At 56.4% G+C, this 22098-nt stretch carries 20 protein-coding genes and 1 other annotated feature; of the genes, 17 read left to right on the top strand and 3 right to left on the bottom strand.

From position 1 onward, the window contains the following. Positions 1–354 precede the first annotated feature (354 nt). The 16 genes from cofG to ACFSNN_RS32975 all read left to right on the top strand — a co-directional run bounded on the left by cofG (position 355) and on the right by ACFSNN_RS32975 (position 16564). Entirely contained in the window at positions 355–1521 is a 1167-nt protein-coding gene (gene cofG / locus ACFSNN_RS32900) for a 7,8-didemethyl-8-hydroxy-5-deazariboflavin synthase CofG (protein WP_208949591.1), read from the top strand. Then, positions 1518–2798, top strand: a complete 1281-nt coding sequence (gene cofH, locus ACFSNN_RS32905) for a 5-amino-6-(D-ribitylamino)uracil--L-tyrosine 4-hydroxyphenyl transferase CofH (protein ID WP_134464674.1) — start codon at positions 1518–1520, stop codon at positions 2796–2798. The genes cofG and cofH overlap by 4 nt, the downstream gene beginning before the upstream one ends. Beyond that, the gene (gene cofD / locus ACFSNN_RS32910; protein WP_134464672.1) at positions 2791–3768 is read left to right on the top strand and encodes a 2-phospho-L-lactate transferase; all 978 of its coding nucleotides are present in this window, start codon (positions 2791–2793) and stop codon (positions 3766–3768) included. Before cofH ends, cofD begins: the two co-directional genes overlap by 8 nt. After that, a complete protein-coding gene (locus tag ACFSNN_RS32915) occupies positions 3765–4514 on the top strand; it encodes an NTP transferase domain-containing protein (RefSeq protein ID WP_134464670.1) in 750 nt (249 codons plus the stop codon). The genes cofD and ACFSNN_RS32915 overlap by 4 nt, the downstream gene beginning before the upstream one ends. Then, entirely contained in the window at positions 4507–5286 is a 780-nt protein-coding gene (gene cofE, locus ACFSNN_RS32920) for a coenzyme F420-0:L-glutamate ligase (RefSeq protein WP_208949590.1), read from the top strand. The genes ACFSNN_RS32915 and cofE overlap by 8 nt, the downstream gene beginning before the upstream one ends. Continuing rightward, on the top strand, positions 5283–5960 hold the full coding sequence (gene npdG, locus ACFSNN_RS32925) for an NADPH-dependent F420 reductase (protein WP_134464668.1): 678 nt from the start codon (positions 5283–5285) through the stop codon (positions 5958–5960). The genes cofE and npdG overlap by 4 nt, the downstream gene beginning before the upstream one ends. A gap of 37 nt (positions 5961–5997) precedes the next feature. Then, the gene (locus ACFSNN_RS32930; protein ID WP_134464666.1) at positions 5998–7008 is read left to right on the top strand and encodes a TIGR03842 family LLM class F420-dependent oxidoreductase; all 1011 of its coding nucleotides are present in this window, start codon (positions 5998–6000) and stop codon (positions 7006–7008) included. A gap of 53 nt (positions 7009–7061) precedes the next feature. After that, positions 7062–8306: a Zn-dependent hydrolase gene (locus ACFSNN_RS32935; RefSeq protein WP_134465621.1), complete on the top strand. Its 1245-nt coding sequence runs from the start codon at positions 7062–7064 to the stop codon at positions 8304–8306. Between the two features lie 64 nt (positions 8307–8370). Then, positions 8371–9495, top strand: a complete 1125-nt coding sequence (gene ald / locus ACFSNN_RS32940) for an alanine dehydrogenase (protein WP_134465620.1) — start codon at positions 8371–8373, stop codon at positions 9493–9495. Positions 9496–9650: 155 nt separating this feature from the next. Then, complete coding sequence (locus ACFSNN_RS32945; RefSeq protein ID WP_134464664.1) at positions 9651–10781, top strand: Re/Si-specific NAD(P)(+) transhydrogenase subunit alpha; 1131 nt, start codon at positions 9651–9653, stop codon at positions 10779–10781. After that, positions 10772–11089, top strand: a complete 318-nt coding sequence (locus tag ACFSNN_RS32950; protein ID WP_134464662.1) for an NAD(P) transhydrogenase subunit alpha part 2 — start codon at positions 10772–10774, stop codon at positions 11087–11089. Before ACFSNN_RS32945 ends, ACFSNN_RS32950 begins: the two co-directional genes overlap by 10 nt. Position 11090: 1 nt before the next feature. Continuing rightward, complete coding sequence (locus tag ACFSNN_RS32955) at positions 11091–12515, top strand: NAD(P)(+) transhydrogenase (Re/Si-specific) subunit beta (RefSeq protein ID WP_134464660.1); 1425 nt, start codon at positions 11091–11093, stop codon at positions 12513–12515. Positions 12516–13045: 530 nt separating this feature from the next. Further along, the gene (locus tag ACFSNN_RS32960) at positions 13046–13480 is read left to right on the top strand and encodes a hypothetical protein (protein WP_134464658.1); all 435 of its coding nucleotides are present in this window, start codon (positions 13046–13048) and stop codon (positions 13478–13480) included. A gap of 89 nt (positions 13481–13569) precedes the next feature. After that, complete coding sequence (locus ACFSNN_RS32965) at positions 13570–13758, top strand: hypothetical protein (RefSeq protein WP_134464656.1); 189 nt, start codon at positions 13570–13572, stop codon at positions 13756–13758. Between the two features lie 1176 nt (positions 13759–14934). Beyond that, positions 14935–15738 carry a hypothetical protein gene (locus tag ACFSNN_RS32970; protein ID WP_134464654.1) on the top strand — a complete coding sequence of 268 codons (804 nt, stop codon included), beginning with the start codon at positions 14935–14937 and terminating at the stop codon, positions 15736–15738. A gap of 229 nt (positions 15739–15967) precedes the next feature. Continuing rightward, the gene (locus tag ACFSNN_RS32975; RefSeq protein WP_134464652.1) at positions 15968–16564 is read left to right on the top strand and encodes a hypothetical protein; all 597 of its coding nucleotides are present in this window, start codon (positions 15968–15970) and stop codon (positions 16562–16564) included. Positions 16565–16856: 292 nt separating this feature from the next. Here the strand turns inward: ACFSNN_RS32975 and ACFSNN_RS32980 are convergent. The 3 genes from ACFSNN_RS32980 to ACFSNN_RS32990 all read right to left on the bottom strand — a co-directional run bounded on the left by ACFSNN_RS32980 (position 16857) and on the right by ACFSNN_RS32990 (position 21326). Continuing rightward, positions 16857–18091 (bottom strand): IS3 family transposase gene (locus tag ACFSNN_RS32980; protein WP_377747598.1). Its coding sequence is split into 2 segments (ribosomal slippage): positions 16857–17800 and positions 17800–18091, totalling 1236 coding nucleotides; the frame shifts between segments, so codons are not numbered across the junction. Then, positions 17697–17813, bottom strand: a sequence feature (AL1L pseudoknot). (Overlaps the previous gene by 117 nt.) Before the next feature lie 1161 nt (positions 18092–19252). Next, positions 19253–19711: an HAD domain-containing protein gene (locus ACFSNN_RS32985; RefSeq protein WP_134464648.1), complete on the bottom strand. Its 459-nt coding sequence runs from the start codon at positions 19709–19711 to the stop codon at positions 19253–19255. A gap of 391 nt (positions 19712–20102) precedes the next feature. Next, a complete protein-coding gene (locus tag ACFSNN_RS32990) occupies positions 20103–21326 on the bottom strand; it encodes a tyrosine-type recombinase/integrase (protein WP_134464646.1) in 1224 nt (407 codons plus the stop codon). Between the two features lie 581 nt (positions 21327–21907). On the opposite strand from ACFSNN_RS32990, the gene ACFSNN_RS32995 reads away from it, so the two are divergent. Next, positions 21908–22075, top strand: coding sequence for a hypothetical protein (locus ACFSNN_RS32995; RefSeq protein ID WP_166799372.1), 168 nt, complete (start codon positions 21908–21910; stop codon positions 22073–22075). Positions 22076–22098 lie beyond the last annotated feature (23 nt).

The raw sequence follows: 22098 nt of genomic DNA on the forward strand, positions 1-22098 counted from the left end.
AATTTGGCTTCGTACATTGAGTCATCAATTTACCACTTGGAAAAACTTTTACCTTGTGGAAGAGCGTGATCAACTTTGGAGTGCGACTGAGAGACAAGTCGCAATGAAGCGCCCAACTTGGCACTGTTGTTTTCCATGGCGCCTCGGAGATTCGCGGTGCGGCATTGCGGCGAGACTACCGGACATAAAGGAAGAAGGCATGCAATCAAAGGATCATTGCACGTTCAGCGCGGCTCAAAAAGCGACGGGTCTTGAGTACTTCACAAAGATCCCGAACCCGCCATTCTCGGCGATGTTTGAGGCGTACCGGCGAAAGGCAGAGCTTTGTGCGTCGAGCATGCCCGGGAGATCTGCATGAGTGCATTGACCCGCGAAGAAGCTTACGCGCTTGGAAACGTGCGCGGCATGGAACTGCAGCGTCTCATGGCCGACGCCGCCGACGCCCGCGATACCACTTGGGGCCGCAAAGTCACGTACTCACGGAAAGTGTTCATTCCACTTACGAACCTGTGTCGTGATAAATGTGGCTATTGCACGTTCGCAAAGGATCCCGGCACGCCTGGAGCAGGCTACCTGATGCCGGACCAGGTTCGCGAGATCGTGCGCCGAGGTGAAGCTCTCGGATGCAAGGAGGCGCTTTTTTCTCTAGGAGAGAAGCCGGAACTTCTTTATCCGGAGGCAAGGCGCATTCTCGAGACGCTCGGATACTCGACGACCATTGAATATGTTCTCGCGATGTGCGAGCTGGTTCTAAAAGAAAGCTCACTTGTGCCGCATGTGAACGCGGGTACGCTCGATGCGGCCGAGGTTCGTCAAGTCAAGGCGGTTGCCGGCAGTGCCGGGATCATGCTTGAGACGATCAGCCGCCGCCTCGTTGGTCGCGGGCGCGCCCATTTCGCCTGCCCGGACAAGACCCCTGTCCAGCGGTTACGCACGCTAAAGCGAGCGGGTGAGGCTGGTCTGCCTATGACAACCGGCATCCTCATCGGGATTGGTGAGACGTGGGACGAACGGGTCGATAGCCTCATTGCGATTGCCGAGATGCAAGCGTGCTATGGCCATATTCAGGAAGTAATCGTTCAGAATTTTCGGGCTAAACCAGGCACACTGATGGAGCACGCGCCGGAGCCCGATATGGACGACATGCTGCGCACGATCGCGGTTGCGCGCCTTTTACTACAGCCCAGCGTGTCAATCCAGGCGCCTCCAAATCTCAACGAAGCATTCGAGATGTATCTGGATGCTGGGATCAACGACTTTGGCGGAATTTCGCCTGTCACTGCCGACCATATCAACCCGGAACGCGCCTGGCCGGCCATCGACGAGATCTCGCGTCGTTCCGCGGCACTCGGCATGGAGCTTGTGGAGAGACTCACTACGTATCCAGCCTTTCTGAATCTGGAGAACGCTGCCCGATTCCTTGATGCGAAACCGTTTGTCGCCCTAATGTCGCTCGCGGGCATGGACGGTCACGCGCGGTATCAGGCTCATAGTGGTTTGAACGCGGAGGTTTTAGCATGAAGTCTCTTGCCTTCTCCAAGCTTCTTCCTCCCGCCGGTGCGAACCTCGAAGCTGTTCTGGCGAGCGCGACCGCAGTTACCCGAGATATTCTCGAACGTGTACTCGAGGGGCACGAACTCGACCGGATCGAGGCCGAACGGCTTCTTGACGCCGACGAGACGGATGTCCCTGCCATTGCGGCCGCGGCTGACGCCGTGCGTGAAACTCGGTGCGGCAATTCGGTCAGCTTCGTCGTGACGCGCAACATCAACTTCACCAACGTCTGCTACATGGGGTGCCGGTTTTGTGGCTTTGCGCAACGTCGCGAAAGCTCAGACGCCTACTGGCTGGACTTCGACGAGGTGGCTCACCGGGCGCGGGTCGCGTGGGAGCGAGGCGCTACAGAGGTATGTATGCAGGGTGGTCTTCATCCGGACCTGCCTCCCACGTATTACCGTGACGTGCTTCGAGCAGTCAAGCGCGAGGTTCCCGACCTACACGTCCACGCGTTCTCTCCGTTCGAAATCTGGTTTGGCGCGCGCAAACGAAAGATGCCCGTTTCCGCGTTCCTCGAAGAACTCAAGGCTGAGGGACTTGGGTCCATACCCGGCACCGCGGCCGAAATACTCGATACAGAGGTTCGGCAGAAGTTGACACGAGACAAGCTGTCCGCCGACGCCTGGGAAGCAACCATCCGGGCTGCCCATGCAGTCGGTCTGCGCAGTACGTCGACGATGATGTATGGACATATCGACACGCCTCGGCATTGGGCTCATCACCTGAATCGGTTGCGCAATATCCAGAAAGACACGGGTGGGTTTACCGAATTCGTGCCACTGGGTTTCGTCCATGCAGAGGCACCGCTCTACGTCGAAAAGCGCATTCCTGGCGTGCGGCCGGGCGCCACGCCATCGGAACACATCAAGGTTCACGCTGTTGCGCGCCTGATGCTGGCTGGCTGGATCGACAACATCCAGGTTTCGTGGGTAAAGCTCGGAGCTGACATGTCCCAGACGCTCCTGCATTCAGGGGTGAACGATATGGGCGGCACTTTGATGGACGAGAACATTTCGCGATCATCCGGGTCGTCGCATGGAGAAGAACTCACGGCGTTCGAGATGGTTCAACTGATCCGGGATGCGGGTCGCGACCCGATACGCCGCTCGACGCTCTACCAGACCCTCGAGAACTACCGCGATCACGACCCTGTAAATCTGGCTACCCTCAATCCGCGCGGCCAGAACCCCATCCATTTTATTTCCTACCGGCCGCCGGTTCAGCGAGTGGAACATGTGTGAGCGTATCCCCAAGGTAGTACTACTTGCCGGTGGTGTAGGGGGTGCGCGGATGGCGCGCGGGTTGGCCACCGTCCTGCCGGCAGGGAGTCTCTCCGTCATTGTCAATGTCGGCGACGATGAACACTTTCACGGCCTCAAGGTCTGCCCGGATCTGGATACGGTCGTCTATACGCTGAGTGGTCTCGTTCAGGCGCAACGAGGTTGGGGAGTTGCGGGAGATACAACTCATGCTCTCGACATGCTACGCAAACTCAAGGCTCCAGACACGTGGATGCACCTTGGAGATGGTGATATCGGATTACATCTGTTCCGGAGTGAGTGTCTTGCAAGAGGCGAGTCACTTACAAGCATTACCAATCGCATTACAAGCGCGCTGGGTACGCCCGCAACCATCATTCCAGCCAGCGACGGCGACGCCCCGACGCTTGTCGACACTGATCAGGGATTGATGCGCTTTCAACAGTGGTTTGTGCAAGAACGAGCACGTCCTGCCGTTCGTGCGATTCGGTATGAAACCGTGGGCACACGCGTGACGTCGTCGGCCGCCCTCGCATTGAGCGGCGCTGATCTGGTTGTCATTGCTCCATCGAATCCGCTCTTGTCGATCTACCCAATGTTGGCGCTACCTGGGTTTCGTGACGCGCTTTTGGGAAGCTCGGCCAGATGCGTCGGCGTGTCACCGCTCATTGGCGGGAGAGCCGTGAAGGGGCCGCTCGCCGAGATGCTGACCGATCTGAAACTCGGCACTGGGAATCGAGCGATCGCAACACTCTACCGTGATTTGCTGGATGCGCTGGTGATCGACAAATCCGACGACGCGGACTTTCCGGCGCTGATGGACGCAGGGCTTCCACATATCGAACTCGCGGCAACGCATATTTGCGATCGCGACAAAGCCAACGAACTTGCGCGGGCGGTACTCAAGGCTGGACAGCTCAATCCCTTGGGCTTTACCGAGGAGCTTGCATGAAAACCGTCATTGCCGTACCGATGAGGGATCTGCCGTCGGCGAAATCCCGGCTTGCTCAGGAGCTAGGCGCTGTCCAAACGAAACGGGTAGCGTTTGACCTTTTCGATCTCGGACAGAGATTCTTCTCTACTGAGTTCCCCGAGATCGACCGTGTCGTTGTCACACCGTGTCGCCAGATCACTCGGGTTGCGCTCGGGTACGGAAGCGAAGTGGTTCGGGAGCCTGACACCGCACGTCGAAACCGCGATGGGGAGACGGGACTAGACGCGGCCGCGATGCTGGCGCTGAATCGCGCACGCAAAGGAGGGTATGAGTGGCTCGTCATTCTTCCTGGTGATTTACCGCATCTTCTAAAACATGAGTTCCGAGAACTGCTCGCGCAACGCAATGAGCGGCGCGCGACGATTGTCCCTTCACATGATGGCGGCACTAACGCTCTTCTTCTTCCGGTACGTGACATTCCACATGAGTGGACATTCGCCTACGGACTTGGATCGGCCGAGCGTCATGCGGGATTGCTGGAGCAAGCTGGAATAGGTGTCAAGCGACTTGAGCTTCCCGCGCTTTCTCAGGACGTGGACACTACTGACGACTATATGCTGATCGCGAGCTGGTGGGCGGCAAACGGAGAACGCATTCCTTTGCTGAATGCCGCATCCGCAGCGGCCGCGTTTGCAAGGATGAAATCACGGGCCGATGCGCACATCAAACGCGGAGTGTTGCGAGTCGGAGCACGCCATGCATGAATGGCGCGACATGCGCGCGTTCGCTCTGCGTGGAATCCCCGAGGTCCAACCGCAGGACGATATCGCCGCGCACATTGTCAAGTCGATGGTGGAGATGGGTGAGACGTGGCATCCCACCGACATCGTGGTTGTCGCACAAAAAATCGTCTCCAAAGCGGAAGGGCGCGTGCGCGAACTTGACATGATCGCGCCGGGCAAAGCGGCCCGTGAAATCGCCGAAAAGAGCGGAAAGGACGCCCGCAAAGTCCAAGCCATTCTCGACGAAAGCAGCGAGATCCTGCGAGTGGTTCGTTGCAAGCCCGATGGAATCGTAATCGCTCGGCACCACTCCGGTTGGGTATGCGCGAATGCCGGGATTGACGAAAGCAACCTCGGTGGCTCCGCGAATCGCCTCCTGTTACTGCCGGTCGACCCGGACGCCAGCGCGCGACGAATCGCTACGGGTATCGAGGAGCGGGCACACATCCGCCCGGGCGTGATTATTACTGACACGTTTGGGCGCCCGTGGCGCAGAGGACTTGTCAATGTCGCGATTGGTCTATCCGGGGTAACTCCCATTATCGACTGGGTCGGGGAGAAGGATGCATTCGGCCGGGAGCTACTGGTTTCGCAACAAGCGGTTGCTGACGAAATTGCAGCGGCCAGCGGGCTTTTGATGCCCAAGGATGCGGCGACCCCCGTCGTCGTATTCCGCGGTTTGCACTGGCGTGCTAATCCGCACGCCAGCGCGCGTGATTACGTGCGACCTTTACATGAGGACCTCTTTAAATGACTATCGCGATTCTTGGGGGTACTGGCCCCCAGGGCCAGGGACTGGCGAAGCGCTTTGCAATCGCAGGTGTTCCCGTTGCTCTCGGCTCACGGGATGCAGAGCGGGCAGCACAGATTGCTGAAGAACTGAATGCATCACTTGCGGCTTGCGGCTCTTTCACGCCTATCCGCGGCTTGTCGAACGAGGACGCGGTCACTCAGGCAGATCGCATAGTGGTGCTTGCCGTGCCCTATTCGGCGCACGACACAACACTGCGAGCCGTGTCCGGGCGACTGCACGACAAGATCCTTGTGGATATTGTCGTGCCCCTTGCGCCAGGCAACCCGCGGGCGGTCGAGATGCCTCCGCAAGGCTCGGCAACTGAAGCGGCGCAGCACCTGCTCGGAGACGCTGTTTCAGTGGTTGGCGCCCTCCACAACGTGTCCGCTCACACGCTCAATCGCATTGACACGCCGATCAATTGCGACGTGCTCGTTGTTGGAAATCACGACGGCGCTAAAGAAGAAGTGATTGAACTCGTCAAGAAACTGCAGGTGAGTGCATATGACGCTGGTCCGGCGAGTGCCGCACGATGTGTCGAGGCAATGACTTCGATTCTGATTCGTTTGAATATCAGCAAAAAAGTTCCCTTCAGTCACGCAGGTGTTCGCATCTGGGCGCCTGGTGTGCCCTGATTTTCGTGACATCCCTATTAGATGCAAAGGAGCAGACATGGAATTCGGAATTTGTTTCAAGGGCTTCGTCGAAGCTGATCGCGCACGTTATCTCGTTCGCATGGCTGAACATGCAGGTTTCAGCTATTGCTGGTTTTACGACTCCCATATTCTCTGGCGCGAGGCGTACCCCGCAATGGCTATGCTGATGGAGCATACGCAAAAGATGCGCTTCGGCCCGCTCGTCACCAACCCCGAAGTGCGCGACTGGTCGCTGGCTGCTTCGCTGTTCGGCTCCCTTGCCAAGCAAAGTGGCGGCCGGTTCGAAATCGCTGTAGGCCGCGGAGACAGTTCCCTGCGCGTGATGGGAAAAAAGCCGACATCGCTGGACCGCGTGGCGGAATTCGTCCACAAGGTCAAGGCGATGGTGCGTGGCGAAGCGGTCACCTATGAGGGCTGCCCGAACCCGGTTCAGTTTCCCTGGTCCGTCGGCTATGACATGCCTGCCTGGATCGGCGCCTACGGTCCACTCGCGTTGAAGTGCGCAGGAGAGAACGCCGAAGGCGTCGTGCTGCAAATCGCAGAGCCCGGACTATGCAAATGGTTCGCCGACCAGTGCAAGTCGGCAGCACAGGCGGTTGGTCGTGATCCACAAAAGTTCCGCGTCATGGCGGCGGCACCAGCGTACTTCGGAAGCCTGGAAGAGGGCGTTGAGGCGACCAAGTGGTTCCCCGCGATGGTTGGCAATCACGTGGCCGATATCGTCGAGAAATACGGCAAGGATACTGACCTTGTTCCGCATAGCCTGACGAACTATGTCGAAAAGCGCAGCGGTTACGACTATTCAAAGCACGGCCAGAGCGACAACCCGTTTCTCGACTTCATCACGCCAGATATCGTCCAGTCCTTCTGCGTGCTTGGTCAGCCGCAAGATCACGTGCGAAAGCTGAACGAGTTGAAAGAAGCCGGTGTTACGCAGTTCAACATCTATCTCGACAACGGAGACGAGGAGAACATCATCGCCACGTACGGGCGAGAGATCATCCCGGCCTTCTCACGGAAGGCGTAAGCGCTCGACCTGAAACTATCTTCGATGGAGTTAAGGCCATGAGTAATGGGGTAATGACCGACGACACAGTATCGGTGAATCAGACGCGTCTCTGGAATTCGCTGATGGAACTGGCGGCAATCGGGGCCACGCCGAAAGGCGGTGTGAAGCGATTGGCGCTGACCGACCTCGACAAGAAAGGGCGTGACAAGGTCGTCGGTTGGGCACTAGAAGCAGGGCTTTCCGTGACGGTCGATCAGATAGGCAACATCTTCATGCGAAGACGCGGCAGGAACCCACACCTGCCTCCCGTAATGACGGGCAGCCACATCGACACGCAACCTACCGGTGGCAAGTTCGACGGAAATTACGGCGTTCTGGCTGGCCTCGAAATCGTCCGGACTCTCAATGAGAGGGGCATCGAGACAGAAGCTCCAATCGAAGTCACGGCGTGGACCAACGAAGAGGGGTCACGTTTCGTGCCGGTGATGATGGGCTCAGGCGTGTTCTGCGGCGCGTTCACATTGGAGCATGCGTACGCCGCGAAGGATGTCGATGGTCATAACGTTCGTGATGAACTGGAGCGCATTGGGTATCTCGGCGACGAACCATGCGGCAATCATCCGATTGGCTCGTATTTCGAGGCACATATCGAACAGGGCCCGGTTCTCGAGGATTCGGATCGTGTCATCGGCGTCGTGCCTGCGGTACTTGGACTGTCGTGGTACGACTGCGTGGTAACCGGCGTCGAGGCGCATGCCGGACCTACGCCGATGCCGCTCAGAAAGGACGCTCTGCAGGCCGCATCGGTTGTGATGCAGGAAGTCGTGGCCATCGCAAACCGGTATGCAACGAGTGGGCGGGGCACGGTTGGCTTCGTGCAAGTCTTTCCTAACAGCCGCAACGTGATCCCGGGCGAAGTACGGTTTTCTATCGATCTGCGAAATGAAACCGGGGCTTTGCTGGACAAAATGCATGAAGAGCTGGTTGCTTGCATCGTCTCAGTGCAGGCGTCGCACGGCGTCCGTATCTCGCTTCAACGCGTTTCGCATTATCCCCCCTGTCCGTTCGACGCGGGTTGCGTGGATGCTGTACGCCGCGCAACGGAGAAACTCGGGTATTCGCATATGGATGTGGTTTCAGGTGCGGGTCACGACGCTATTTACGCAGCGCGCGTAGCGCCTGCAGCGATGATCTTTGTACCGTGCAAGGACGGCATCAGTCACAACGAAATTGAGGATGCTCGTCCTGATCACCTGGCGGCGGGCTGCAACGTACTGCTTCACGCGATGCTCGAGCGTGCCACGAGCGCGAAGTGAGCAGGCCGCTTGCGAACGACAGATCTGCCTGCGAAGTTTTCATTCACGAAATGGAGGAGACATCATGCTAATTGGAGTTCCGAAAGAAATAAAAAACCACGAATATCGGGTTGGGCTTACGCCTTCTTCGGTGCGCGAATTGACTGGACGCGGTCATCGAGTTGTAGTCGAGCAGGGGGCTGGAGCGGCTATTGGGCTCAACGACGACCTCTACGAATGGGCGGGCGCGACTATCGCGAATGGCCCGGGGGAAGTATTCGAACGCGCCGATATGGTGGTGAAGGTGAAGGAGCCGCAGAGAACGGAATGGGAGATGCTCCGCAGCGGGCAGATTCTCTACACCTACCTGCATCTTGCACCGGATCCCGAACAGACAGCAGCGCTCGTGAAGTCGAAGGCCATCTGTATTGCCTACGAGACCATCACCGGGCCGAATGGCGGGCTTCCGCTGCTGGCACCGATGAGCGAGGTGGCAGGCCGAATGAGCATCCAGGCTGGCGCGTCGCACCTCGAAATAAGTAAGGGTGGACGGGGCGTATTGCTCGGTGGCGTTCCGGGCGTTTCGCCGGCGCACGTCGTGATCATCGGCGCGGGTGTGGTCGGCACGAACGCACTGCAGATGGCTATTGGTCTGGGTGCACGCGTGACGGTGCTGGACAAAAGCATCGACCGGCTTCGATCGTTGGACCTCGTGTTCGGCAACCGGATTACGACCGCCTATTCGACGGCGTCCAGTATCGAGGACGCGGTCGTCGACGCAGATCTGCTCATTGGAGGGGTCCTCGTGCCCGGTGCGGCCGCACCCAAACTTGTGACCCGCGCAATGATCGAGAAGATGAGGAGAGGGGCGGTCGCAGTGGATGTTGCCATCGACCAGGGCGGTTGCTTCGAGACGTCGCAAGGGACGACGCACGCCGCGCCGACGTATGAGATCGATGGAGTCATTCACTACTGCGTCACCAATATGCCAGGCGCTGTTGCCCGCACCTCGACGTTCGCGCTCAACGGTGCGACGCTTGGACACGCATTAGCCATTGCAGATCACGGTTGGCGCGAGGCACTGCGCGCCGACAGGCATCTGCGAAACGGTCTTAACGTATGTGAAGGCGAGGTCACCCATGAGGCAGTCGCTTCGGCACTTGGATACGAATACGTGAACCCGAGGAGCCTGCTCGAACAGTTGGTGTAATCGCCAAGCGGGCACGACGTCGATAGGTCCGATTGAAGATCACCATGCGGCCTGGCGAAAACCGTGGACATTCACGCGCCTCGCCAGCAGCGGATCATCACGCCGTAACGCGCGATCTCGACCCGATCGAATAACACGATGTGAGGACAGGCTCGATGTTAATAGGAATTCCAGCGGAGACGCTGCACGAGGAGCGGCGTGTAGCCGCCACGCCAGAGACGGTAAAGAAGTTCGTCGCAAGAGGTCATACGGTTCGTGTGCAACGTGGCGCCGGCATGCACGCAGGTCTCTCTGACGAGCAGTATTCAACAGCAGGCGCGGAGCTTTCCGATGATACAGATGCGCTTGCTGCACAACTGGTTCTGAAGGTCAGAGCGCCGACCCGGACCGAATTGACGAAGCTCAGAAGTGGAACGGCACTGGTCGGAATGCTTGACCCCTTCGATGCCGACGGTATTGCGGGGTTCGCGCGCGCGGGCCTTAGCGCTTTCGCGCTTGAAGCCGCGCCGCGGACCAGCCGGGCGCAAAGCATTGATGTACTCAGTTCCCAGGCGAATATTGCCGGTTACAAAGCCGTGGTGATCGCGGCAGAGCGTTTTCAGCGAATATTTCCCATGCTCATGACTGCGGCCGGTACGGTTAAAGCAGCACGGGTATTCGTTTTGGGTGTGGGCGTGGCGGGGCTGCAGGCCATTGCCACCGCCAGGCGCCTGGGGGCGGTCGTGGAAGCCTCGGATGTACGTCCGGCAGTCAAGGAACAGGTCGAGTCGCTCGGCGCAAAGTTCGTCGATGTGCCCTGCGAGACGCAGGAAGAACAGGACGCTGCGCAGGGGCAAGGCGGCTACGCGCGGATGATGCCCGAGAGCTGGTTGCAGCGTCAGAAAGTCGAAGTGGCGAACCGCGTGGCAGCGGCGGACATCGTGATCACGACGGCTCTGGTTCCAGGTCGCCGGGCTCCTGTTCTCGTGACCGAAGAAATGGTGAAAACCATGAAGCCGGGTTCGGTAGTGGTAGATCTCGCTGCCGCCGCGGGTGGTAATTGTCCGCTGACCACGCCTGGACAGACGATCTCGGTACATGGCGTCACTATCGTGGGTGAAACCAATCTTCCCGGTCTCGTCGCAACTGACGCAAGCACGCTTTACTCGAGGAATGTCCTTGAGTTTGTCCGTCTTTTGACCGGCGATGATGGAAATTTACGAATTGACCTAGAGGACGACATTATTGCTGCGTGCCTCATCGCGCACAACGGTCAAGAGAAAAGGAGCGACGCAAAATGGAAGTGATAGTGAGTCACACCGTAATCGACCTGACCGTGCTGGTGCTTGCCATCTATGTAGGCTATCACGTTGTCTGGAATGTCACGCCGGCATTGCACACGCCACTCATGGCAGTGACAAATGCAATTTCCGCCATCGTTATCGTCGGCGCGATTCCTGCCGCTGTGCAGACGGAAACCGCGCTGGGCCGTGGAGTTGGCGTTGTCGCAGTGGCGCTTGCCGCGGTTAACGTGTTCGGTGGATTTCTTGTGACGCGGCGGATGCTTGCCATGTTCAAGAAAAAGACAAAAACAGCGATTGCAGGGGAGCGATGAAATGAGTCCAAATATTGTCGCGCTCTTATACCTGACGGCGAGCGTCTGTTTCATCCAGGCTTTAAAAGGGTTGTCTCATCCCACTACATCGATTCGAGGCAACCTGTTCGGGATGAGTGGCATGGCCATCGCCGTCTTGACCACTGCCGCACTTGTACTCGAAAATGTTCGGGACACACCTCTGGCGATCGGTTGGGCCATCGTCGGAGTCGTCGTTGGGGGCGCAATAGGTGGCAGGTTGGCGCTACGGGTCGAGATGACGAAGATGCCGGAACTGGTGGCGTTCATGCACAGCATGATCGGCCTGTCCGCCGTACTTGTTGCGGTCGCGGAAGTAGCAGAGCCGTGGGCGTTCGGAGTAGTGGGAAAAGGCGAACCGCTTGCGGCCGGAAATCGTGTGGAACTGGCACTCGGGATCTTTATCGGAGCGCTGACTTTCACTGGGTCTGTTATTGCCTTTGGAAAACTCTCCGGCAAATACACATTTCGTCTGTTTCAGGGCTCACCGGTGCGTTTCAGCGGCCAACATAAACTGAATCTCCTGCTCGGTTTAGCGACTGCATATTTCTGCTACGAGTTCGTCGCTACGCAAGCATGGGCTGGGATTCTTATGGTGCTCATCCTGGGGCTGGCGCTCGGTGTCCTGCTGATCATCCCAATCGGCGGCGCCGATATGCCTGTCGTCGTATCGATGCTTAACAGTTACTCAGGTTGGGCAGCTGCCGGTATCGGATTCAGTCTCGGCAATTCGATGCTGATCATTGCGGGCTCGCTCGTTGGAAGCTCCGGCGCCATCTTGAGTTACATCATGTGCCGGGCAATGAATCGTTCGTTCCTTAGCGTCATTCTCGGTGGATTCGGAGCTTCGGCAGAGAGTCAGAACGCAGGCGCGTCTCAGCAACGGAACGTGAAGTCGGGTAGTGCTGACGACGTGGCCTTTGTGCTTGGAAACGCGGAAAGCGTGGTGATCGTTCCTGGCTATGGCCTCGCCGTCGCCAGAGCCCAGCATGCCGTCAAGGAGATGGCTGAGAAGCTCACGGGAAAGGGCGTCAACGTCAAATACGCGATTCACCCCGTCGCTGGTCGCATGCCTGGTCACATGAATGTTCTTCTCGCGGAGGCTGAAGTGCCATATGACCAGGTCTTCGAAATGGAGGATATCAACAGCGAGTTTGGTCAAGCCGATGTTGCGATTGTTCTGGGCGCGAACGATGTGGTTAATCCAGCGGCTTTGCAAAAGGGAAGCCCTATCTTCGGCATGCCGATTCTCGACGCCTACAAAGCAAAGACCGTCATTATCAACAAGCGATCCATGGCAGCGGGTTACGCGGGTCTCGACAACGAGCTCTTCTATATGGACAAGTCGATGATGGTGTTCGGCGACGCGAAAAAGGTGGTCGAAGACATCGTCAAGGCTATCGAATGAGTTGCTAGTGTCGACCTGCCAGTCCAAACGATTCGTCGAGGGTGTCAAGGTCGGCAAGACTCCATCGACGAGGTCTTGAGTTCAAGACTGACAGCGCAACCAACAACAAGAGATTTGTTGTTTCTTGGTACCTATGGTGAAGTGTTGCGTTAGTCTGGCTTGTCAGTTTTTTCTTATATTTCAACGGGTAAGGCGGCCAAGTTATCCACAAGGTATCTACTTTTTTGGTAATTCATGTTGCATAACCGTGATGCAGCAATTTGTTGCGCCCGTTGCTACCCGAGGACGCAACACTGTGAGATAGGTTAGCGTGGTTTTATCCTACTCAGTGTTGCGTTTCCGTCCCCCTTGCTGCCAGCCAGGAGGCGGCTTTGCGGGAGCGGCATTTTAATTTTCAAAAAAGCATTGACTTGCGACGGGACGCCGACGTCATCGGCCGGAAGCGTCGCGTGCAGCGTCTGGATCACTCAAGAATTTCGACTGTTTGCCGATATTGAAGTCGAGTGTCCTTTTCATTGAAGCCGAAACTCATGACCCAGCGATTCAAATCATGGCTGCTGGCGTTCGCCTGGAGCGCAGCGTGTGCCGGTATCGTGGCATGCCTGAACCTGGTATTCGACCGTCCGGAATATCCGCAGCCGTCCTGGTTGATCTATTTACATGTGGCTTGCGCATTCGTCGGCGCGCTTGCCATCACTCGTTTCATCCAGGGCATTCCCGCCGCACTGCAGGGGCCGAGTTCACGATCCACCGTCGCACAAGGTGTCGTCGCCCACAACAGGGTAGCCGTCGTGAACATCGTCGTGCCAGGGAAGAGTGCATTCTTCTCGACGGTCCGGTGCGTCATGATTCTCTGCTTTGTGCTGTGCCTCATGGCACAGTTTGTTCAAGTCGGCAAGCTTACGGATGACACGAGCGGTTCGCCTATCAGTCGCGGCCCGCAGTTGCGGAAGCTAAGTCTATGAGGCCGGTTTGCAAGCCGCGTCACGAGCGATCTGCGACAGCAAAGCCTCCAGAGGAAGTAAATGATGTGCGTCGTCGGTCGGCGCCTGAGATGCTTGTCGTCTCCCTGATCGCGCTGGGCATCGCGTCGATCTGCTTCGGACTTTACAGCCTGATTCAAGCATTCGACGTTTTCGATCTGCCGACCCCGTTTAGGATCTGGTTCTCGCGCGCGCTCGTTGCCATGGCGGTCGGCGTGTTCGCCCTGCATATCGGCGGAAAGCGCGCAGAGGCGCTCTAGGGCTCGGTCGGGAGACGCAGTACGGCCATGAGCGGACGCTCGACATTCGACGAAAGATTGCCGACAATTTCGCTATTCCGGACCTTGTTGGTGTGTCAAATGCCGCAGTTGGAAATTCTGCCGCCCGAGATTGCGCGTCGCTCAATTTCACCTAGGGAGACCGTCCTTCCGCTCGACGCGGCTATAGCTGCGGTCGATTGGTGTGCGACTAACAAGATTCACATTCTGGGTTGGGAAGGATGGGTTCAGTGTCCCGATGGCCGGGTTGGCCACGGCAATGCGCCACAGGGGACGACGAGTTTAGACGATCTTTCGGTACTGGATGCTGCCGACTTCTGCCGCCAGACAATCCGTGCTGCCGCACTGGAGTGGACGAAAACATCTCCGGAAACGACGGATCGACTCCACTTCTGTATCACCATCGAAGCGGGGGGGCGACGCAAGGCCATAGGCGATTAGCGGCCATGAGCGGACTCCCGCGAATGGCCGCTATTTGGAACTCTAGTTAGAGCTATCCGCATGCGCCCGGCGACTGGCTTATACAAGAGGGCATCGCCTCTGTGGATGATTGCTAGTAATTTCGGGCCGTACGAGCAAGCACAAGACCTACCAGGTCAGAGCGTGGATTTCCACTATTATCGATTTAAGCGCAGCCGATGCCACAAACCAACGATGATCAAGAATTATTTGCGGGACTACTGCCGAAGATTTTCCCGGGCGTCCTACCACTGAAAGCCTCTCAGACGTCTATCAATTTCCGCAAAATCGGTGTGTCCGCGGATACGACTCCTTAGGAGCGGGTGCTCGTTAATCTACCGAAGTTCGAGCATTTTTACGCGGCGCTAAATGACATGCACCAAAATGCATGACTACGAGCAAGTCGCCCATCACGCGTTATGTGTCGGAGCAATCGCGGAACGTCTTGAACAATGAGGCATCTACCCGTGGCTAGTGCGGCCAGCAGTATCAGGCTGTATGCCAATATGAGACGGTAGTCCGAGGCTGTGCCCAATGTATGCTTCGGGGCAGTCCGGTTGTCCCCTGTGGGCCGACTTGCGCCCGGCATGGCGGGCAGGCAGTACAGGGCCACTAAGAGAAGCCGTTGCAAAACTAGCTTATCATCTATAGAAAACAACCGCTTGACCAGCGAAACGCACAATAGACAAAGGCTGATTAATGGCAAATAATATCGATAAATTTAAAAAAGATTTGGAATCGCTCATTGCGCGCGGGGACAGCCTAGTGATGGCCATGCGCATCTCTGTTGCGACGCCAGAACAAGTCAAAGACTTCAAGCAGGAGCTTGGGGATAAAGCCGACGCGTATTTTAAGAGTTTACCGAAATTCGAGACCGCATATCAAGCGTGGTACTCCGAGTCACTTAGCTTGCTGCGTCAGATATTGCCCGACCGTCTTGACGACTTTGTTCGCCATTACGAAAAACCCAAAGGCAGACGAGATATCACCCAAACCAATTACACAATTGAAGACTACTTACAGGGCACAGTCGTAAAGCGCATGGGTGAAGTGGTAGTTGGGCAGCGTGCTGCTGTAAACCGATTCGAACAGCAGTGCGCGATAGTGGAAGCTGCAACCTCGCGATTCGATAGTTCCTTATATGACATAAGGAATATTGTTCACGCGGATTTGATGGACTCAGAAATCTCTACTGCCAAGGAGTTAAACAAGCACAAGTTTGTCAGAGCCGCCGGTGCTGTCGCTGGCGTCGTACTTGAACGCCACCTTCGCGAAGTCTGTCAGAACAGAAGTATTCTTCCGGGCAAGAAAAACCCGACCATTTCAGATTTCAACGAAAGTCTTAAGTCCAATGATGTAATCGGCGTTCCAGATTGGCGTTTCATACAACACCTCGCAGATATCAGAAACTTGTGCGATCACAGCAAAGACCCGGAACCGACGCAACCACAGGTGCAAGACCTGATTGTGGGAGTAGACAAGATCATTAAGACTGTGTTTTGACGTCTTGTCGTCGTTTAAGGGGCGTCCCGGTCAGCGAGACGCGCCTATAACGGATGATCCGGCCAGTTGCCTTTAGACGCTTGCTGAAGTCAGCTTTCATCACTCACGCTCTGGTCGCACGTCTCCGCTGCGAGTTCGCGCTACCATAGCGCGGGGTGGACACGGAAAGCGGCAGGAAAACAAACCACCATAGCCAAAAGATCAAACCAAACACTTCCGAGAGTGCAAAATGTCAAGCGATTGGGTATCAGCCTTGATGGGGCTAGTCGGTGCCATCATCGGGGGTCTATGCACGTTAATGGGCGTAAGGCAGCAACTAGCCGCTGGCACTGTTGAGCAAAAACGACGAGAGACAAATCATCATCGGGCAATTCTGCAAGCGTTACATGATGAACTTGAAACGGTCTCCGAGGTGTATAAATCTTCGATTGGAAATCAAATCGGCGCACTCCCCAAGGGGCAACCATTTTTATATTTCTGGCCCGTGTCATCGGAATATTTTAGCGTCTACCATAGTAGCGCTGTATTCATCGGCCATCTAAAAGATAACGATCTAAGAAAAGCCCTCATTCAGACTTACACCTACGCGAAAGCGCTTATAGATTCGTTTCGGTTAAACAATGGTTTTGTTGAAAAACATCAACAGGTCGCATTTATTACCAACCAAGCACCTACCGACGCGAACAGGCAAACGTTGCAAGCCACTTATCAACAGCTTGTTCTATACGCCGGTGTATTGCAGGAAAGCCACAAACGGCTTGAGCGCAGCATTGACGATACCTTGCGACGTCTCAAAAAGGCTGGTGTCCTCTGCGAGCAGGAATAGCATTATCGGCATACACGTGCAGAAACCTTAGAATCAATCTCGATCAGTTACCAATATTTAGAAAAATGACGCCGCAAGAAATTCAGTTACTGTCAGATGCCGTTAAGATCGGCTTTCCCGTTATCGGGACCATAACAGGCGCAGCAATAGGCGGGGCATCGACTTATTTTTTAAACAAAACCAATCATCGTCACGAATCGCGGAAAGAATTAACAAAGCGACGCTTTGACCTACTAATGCAAACCGCAAACGATGTAATGAACCGCCCCGGGAATCGTGGAGGCTGGTTGGTTTAAGTTGACGCCGACACTGCAACTGCGTTGCGGAGTTGCCGGTAGTAGTTTGCCTCAGCTTCAGCGGGTGGGATATAGCCGAGCAGCGCCATGAGCCGATGGTGGTTAAACCAGGCGACCCATTCGAGCGTTGCCAGTTCAACGGACTCACGCGTTTTCCACGGCGCACGACGATGAATCAGTTCTGCCTTGTACAAGCCGTTGATCGTTTCAGCCAGCGCGTTGTCATAGCTGTCTCCCCGGCTGCCGACCGACGGCTCGATGCCGGCCTCAGCCAGCCGCTCGCTGTAGCGAATGCTGACGTATTGCGAGCCCCTGTCGGAGTGGTGAATCAGCGTTCCGTCATTCTCCGGCCGGCGAGCGTACAGCGCCTGTTCAAGTGCGTCGAGAACGAAGTCCGTGGTCATCGACGAACTCACGCGCCAGCCGACGATACGACGGGCGAACACGTCAATTACGAAGGCCACATACAGCCAGCCCTGCCACGTCGAAACGTACGTGAAATCCGACACCCAAAGCTGGTTCGGCCGGTCAGCCCTGAACTGACGGTTGACCCGGTCGAGCGGACGCGGAGCCGATGCATCGGGAAAGGTCGTGCGAATGCGCTTTCCGCGCCTCACACCGCTCAAACCCTGTCGCTTCATCAGCCGCTCGACCGTGCAACGTGCCACCGTCATACCTTCCCGGTTCAACTGCTTCCAGACTTTGTCTGCACCGTAGACCTGCATGTTGGCCTGCCAGACCCGCTTGATTTCCGCACTCACAAACTCATCGCGTTTCGCGCGGGCACAGCGCCGCGACGGATCGCGCAACTGTGCGGCATGGCGCCGATAGCCCGACGGGGCAATCCGCAAGACCTTGCAGATCGGCTCGACCCCGAAGGTGTCGCGATGCTGATCAATAAAGGCCTTCAGGACTTCAGGCGGCGGTCGAGCTCCGCCTGGGCGAAAAATGCGCTCGCCAGCTTCAGAATCTCATTGGCACGGCGCAGTTCCTTGTTCTCACGCTCCAGTGCCTTGAGGCGTTCACGCTCCGACGTGGTGACGCCATCACGCTCACCGCCATCAACTTCCTCACGCTTGACCCAACCGAGCAGCGTCTGGCTCGTACAGCCGATCTTGGGGGCGATGGATTCGATCGCGGCCCATTGTGAGGGATATTCGCCCCGATGCTCTCGCACCATGCGCACGGCACGTTCGCGGACTTCAGCAGAAAACTTGTTCGACTTGTTCATGGCTCCATTCTCTCAAGAGTTGGAGCCTCCACGAAATCCGGGGCGGTTCATACTTCGTATTCTCGTAGGATAGCTACATTGATGTCAGCAGCACCAGACCATTTTTTTTTGGAGAAGTACCTGCCGCAGGACTGGCTAGACGACAATAGGGCTGGATTTCATCGATCGTCAGATTCGACAAACTTACATACAGCAAGAACACCACGCGGGGACCCCATCGTTTTCAATCACAGTCAGCGCCCCGTCGCCAATGCGAAATCGCTCAATCCTTAAGACATCCGTGGCGGAACCGGCTCGTCTTCCCCATCTCGTTGCTGCTTGTTCGTATTGGCGCGGCTCATTCTCAGTAGGCAAACGCACGTTGATATAGTAGCTCCTGAAAGGCAAGGAGGGCGCCTTTAAGGCGCACCAGCGCCGATGAAAAATAAACGTCGTCTAGCTTGTTTCACTTCTTGGGGAAACCGACGGTTTCGAAGGCTCGAAGGACAACGACATTGTCATGCAGCAGCTTTGCCGCCAAGATGACCTGGTGGCCTATCGCAACAGTTCCACCTAGCGTCGAAATCATCTCCCTCAAATTCTTATCGTCCTGTCCACAGTGCGGATGCTAGCGCGCGCGCCTGCGCCTACCATCAGCGCCGGCTGTGACAAAAGTGCCGCCAAGGGGAGCGGCTGGCTTGTCAGAGTGGGAGAGCCTAGGACTCGGACCATCGAACACGTTTAGCCGGTGGTGCGTTGGGTTTGCTTGCATAACAGGGCGGGGTGGCATCGCATGCGGGAGGCACCGGCCGCGCCAGTTGTAAATGCCGTTGTCTATGACCGTTTCCACGTCATCGAGCGTGCCATGAGCACGCGCGACTTTGCTGGTTGTAGGCGCCGCGTTCGGGTCTCCAATCTTGACCTGTCAGCGGTAGTCGCTTCCAAGCTATATACCTGTTTTTTGCGTACGGAAGATGAGCGAGATCTGCGGACGAGTCGGGCCACGTATACGGACATGAAAGCAAACGCTCTTCCGCCAGTCCAAGACATGGGCTTTGCATAGGTACATAGTTATACTACGGATTTTATATAAGCAAAGATATCACACGACAACAATAATTGACGCGACAATCGCGTCTCGCTCTCAAAGGGAGACTATGCCGCCAACCCCATTATCGACAACTAGCCTAGAAATTCTTCGATTCGGGAAACCACTCGTGGGTCATCGATCCCCCGCTCTGGGTCGCATTCGACCAATCGGGGTAGGAGCTCGGGGGTTGAAGAGAATTCTCTTGGCGCGTCATCGAGAATGAGATAGTCGGCTGGCGGAATGCGCCTCCGCCGCAGGTAGTCGAGAATTCGAAGTGCGCGGCTCTCAATGTGCCTGTCGGTCAGAGTGATGTGTGCAACTGCGCCCAGCCGTGGCAGGTACATCGCTCGCAGAATCCTGGCGTCAAACATGTAAATCCACGTGCTATGGATCGCAATCTCAACCGTTTTGCCGGCAATCAACTCTGCCAACCTATCTTGGAGCGCACATACCCCTGGTCCGGTTACCATGGGTCCTTCCGGACCATACTCCAGCTCGCCAACAGTAGACGGATGTAAGACTCCGTCGATGTCCAAAAAGATCGTTTTCATTGCTACCAAAAATGACACGGGGTTACATAGGACATGCGCGGTCAATAACCGCCACGAGTACGGGTATCGTCGCCACCCGGCAAATTCGTTCTGCAACGATAGCCAATGGCGCTAGCCCATCCGCGGCGCTCCAGTTCGAAGCCTGCGAGAGGGCAACCTGCCTCGGGGTTCCACCGGAGCCCCAAGTCGTGCCGAGCCAAGCCGAGCGAGGACCACTGAACGTCCTCGACCTGTTGCTCGGGTTCGATTGACAAAAGCTTAACCAGACGGCGCGCCACTTTCGATTGGCGCGGTATCGGGACACGATTCAGCCTTGACCCTTGATTCCTTTTCCGAGTTCAGCACTTAACCCTCTGGCAATCCCTAGAACACACCACTCGGCTTCTAATGCCTACAGCTTTAGCTTCGCCACCATGTCGAGAAGCTCAATGGGATCTACATCCCGATATTTCGCGACCGACTGCTGCAACGATGCGATGCCGATTTGCTTCTGTATGACATTCTGCGCTATGCCGCACTGCGCAGCGATCGCTGCAAATGTGGTACGAAACCAATGTGGCGTAGCCTTGGCGAACAGAGCAGATGTCTGCACGTCGGAAGACGCGTAGTGCAGGCTGGCGATCTTAAGTGCATCCATTGAGATCGCATAGACCGTTTGCGCAGAAAGGTACCCTGGTGGCGTGCGTCGGCCGGACAAGGGAAGTAACACGGGAGAGCTTTCGCCCCAAAACGAGTCATCCGTCTCGTATACCTGCCGGTAACGGCGCAAAGCTTCTAACGCGGTGGAGTTCACTGCGATCTTTCGAGGAAAGGCTTCGCCTCGCCCGACACTCATTGTCCAGTACGAGCGGTGGGTCGACGGCTGCTTTTCACAAGCGATATCGAACATATCCGCTTTAGCCAACTCTTCCCCCCGCAAACCAGTATTGAGCAGAAAACGAACCACGAAGAGGTGTCGTTCGGCCGTAGCTATGGATCGAGCGGACTGGAAGGGCGAGGCGGCAGCCTGCTGTTCCAACGCCTGGATCAGCTTCCTAAGCGCCGGGGGCGGAATGTGGCTTTCTCTTAAGCTATCAATACGTTCACCGACTGCTCGTTTCCTCGTCGGTCGCTCCAACGGAATAGGATTTCCCAAAACATAACGGACCGCTACCAAATATGAAAAACAGGCACGCAAAATGATCTTTGCTTGTGACCGACTTTTCGCGGAAAGCGCATCTTCGTACGGCCGCCATCGCTCGGTCTTACGCCTACCATAACGTGGACCGCACCATGTGTCGGGCGGGGCCCTCATAAATAGATCGTAAGCGTCAATATCGTCTGGGGTTACGCCGCCAATCGACTTGTGTTGAATCAAAACGAGCCAGTTATAGAATCGCTCAATTTCCTTTCTGTACGAGCGGAGCGTTGGGCCAGATTCACGGTGCTCAAGTAGCCAGGCGTTGATTGCTTCTAGATCGTCCTTGGCGTCAATGGCGCAACTTTCGGCAGGAGCGCGATTTGAAGCCACCTCGTTAATGACGTGAGTTTGCGGGTGCGACGTAAGCAGGTAATCCAGCCGCAGTGGAACGCAGTGCGCGGCGTCACTGGAATCAAACGCTTCGTCGTGTGACATGGCCCCGGTCAGATGCTGTCGAATTCGCAATTGATTTTGCTTCTCACGCGCGGCGCAGGTCAAGGCCCACGTGCGTTCTGTCCATCATAGCTCGGACCTGCGCACTTCTTTAGGTATTTGTCTATGACGAACGCCTGGCGTGCTTGTTTTTCTTCCGACGTAAAACTCCTACCTGAACATGACGTACGAGTTTCGTACCTAATCTGCATACCCAAGGTGGATTTGCACCAAAAGCGAGAAACTGGCGATGTTTCTCAAAAAAGGTTAGAAATTTACGTTCACAGAGTTCTGTTGCGGTATCTAGGGTCAAAAAGTAGTCAAGCAAGCAACACTCTAAAACATACCAACAGGGGTGATAATTTATAGTCTGTAAAGCAGTTTCTGACAGACGCATTACCCGCCGAACTCCCCCCCCGTCATACCTTCCCGTTTCGCCCCGGTTGGCTAACCGGCTGTGCATCCTGCACGCGCCGGAATGCTTACCAAAAGCTAACAGTTTCATTGACACATTCTCCTGAAAAACGGACGCCCCGGACCGGGCGCCCCGCTTTTCACGGTAATGGAACCGGGGTCGGATCATCATGAAAAAAAGCAATCGCGTGCAACCTGCAATAGCCGCGTGCCTGTCGTGGCGTGCAGGCTGTTACGTCGCGGAATACGGCGCGGCCATCGCCACGCCGGGCCAGTTGCGTAACGCGGTGCTGTTTTCTGATGCGCTGCTCGCACGCCTGATGCGGAGGCCGGTATGACGTGCTTCGAGTGGGTGTGCACG

Source organism: Paraburkholderia dipogonis, assembly GCF_042680985.1.
In the GTDB taxonomy this organism is placed as follows: Bacteria; Pseudomonadota; Gammaproteobacteria; order Burkholderiales; family Burkholderiaceae; genus Paraburkholderia; species Paraburkholderia phytofirmans.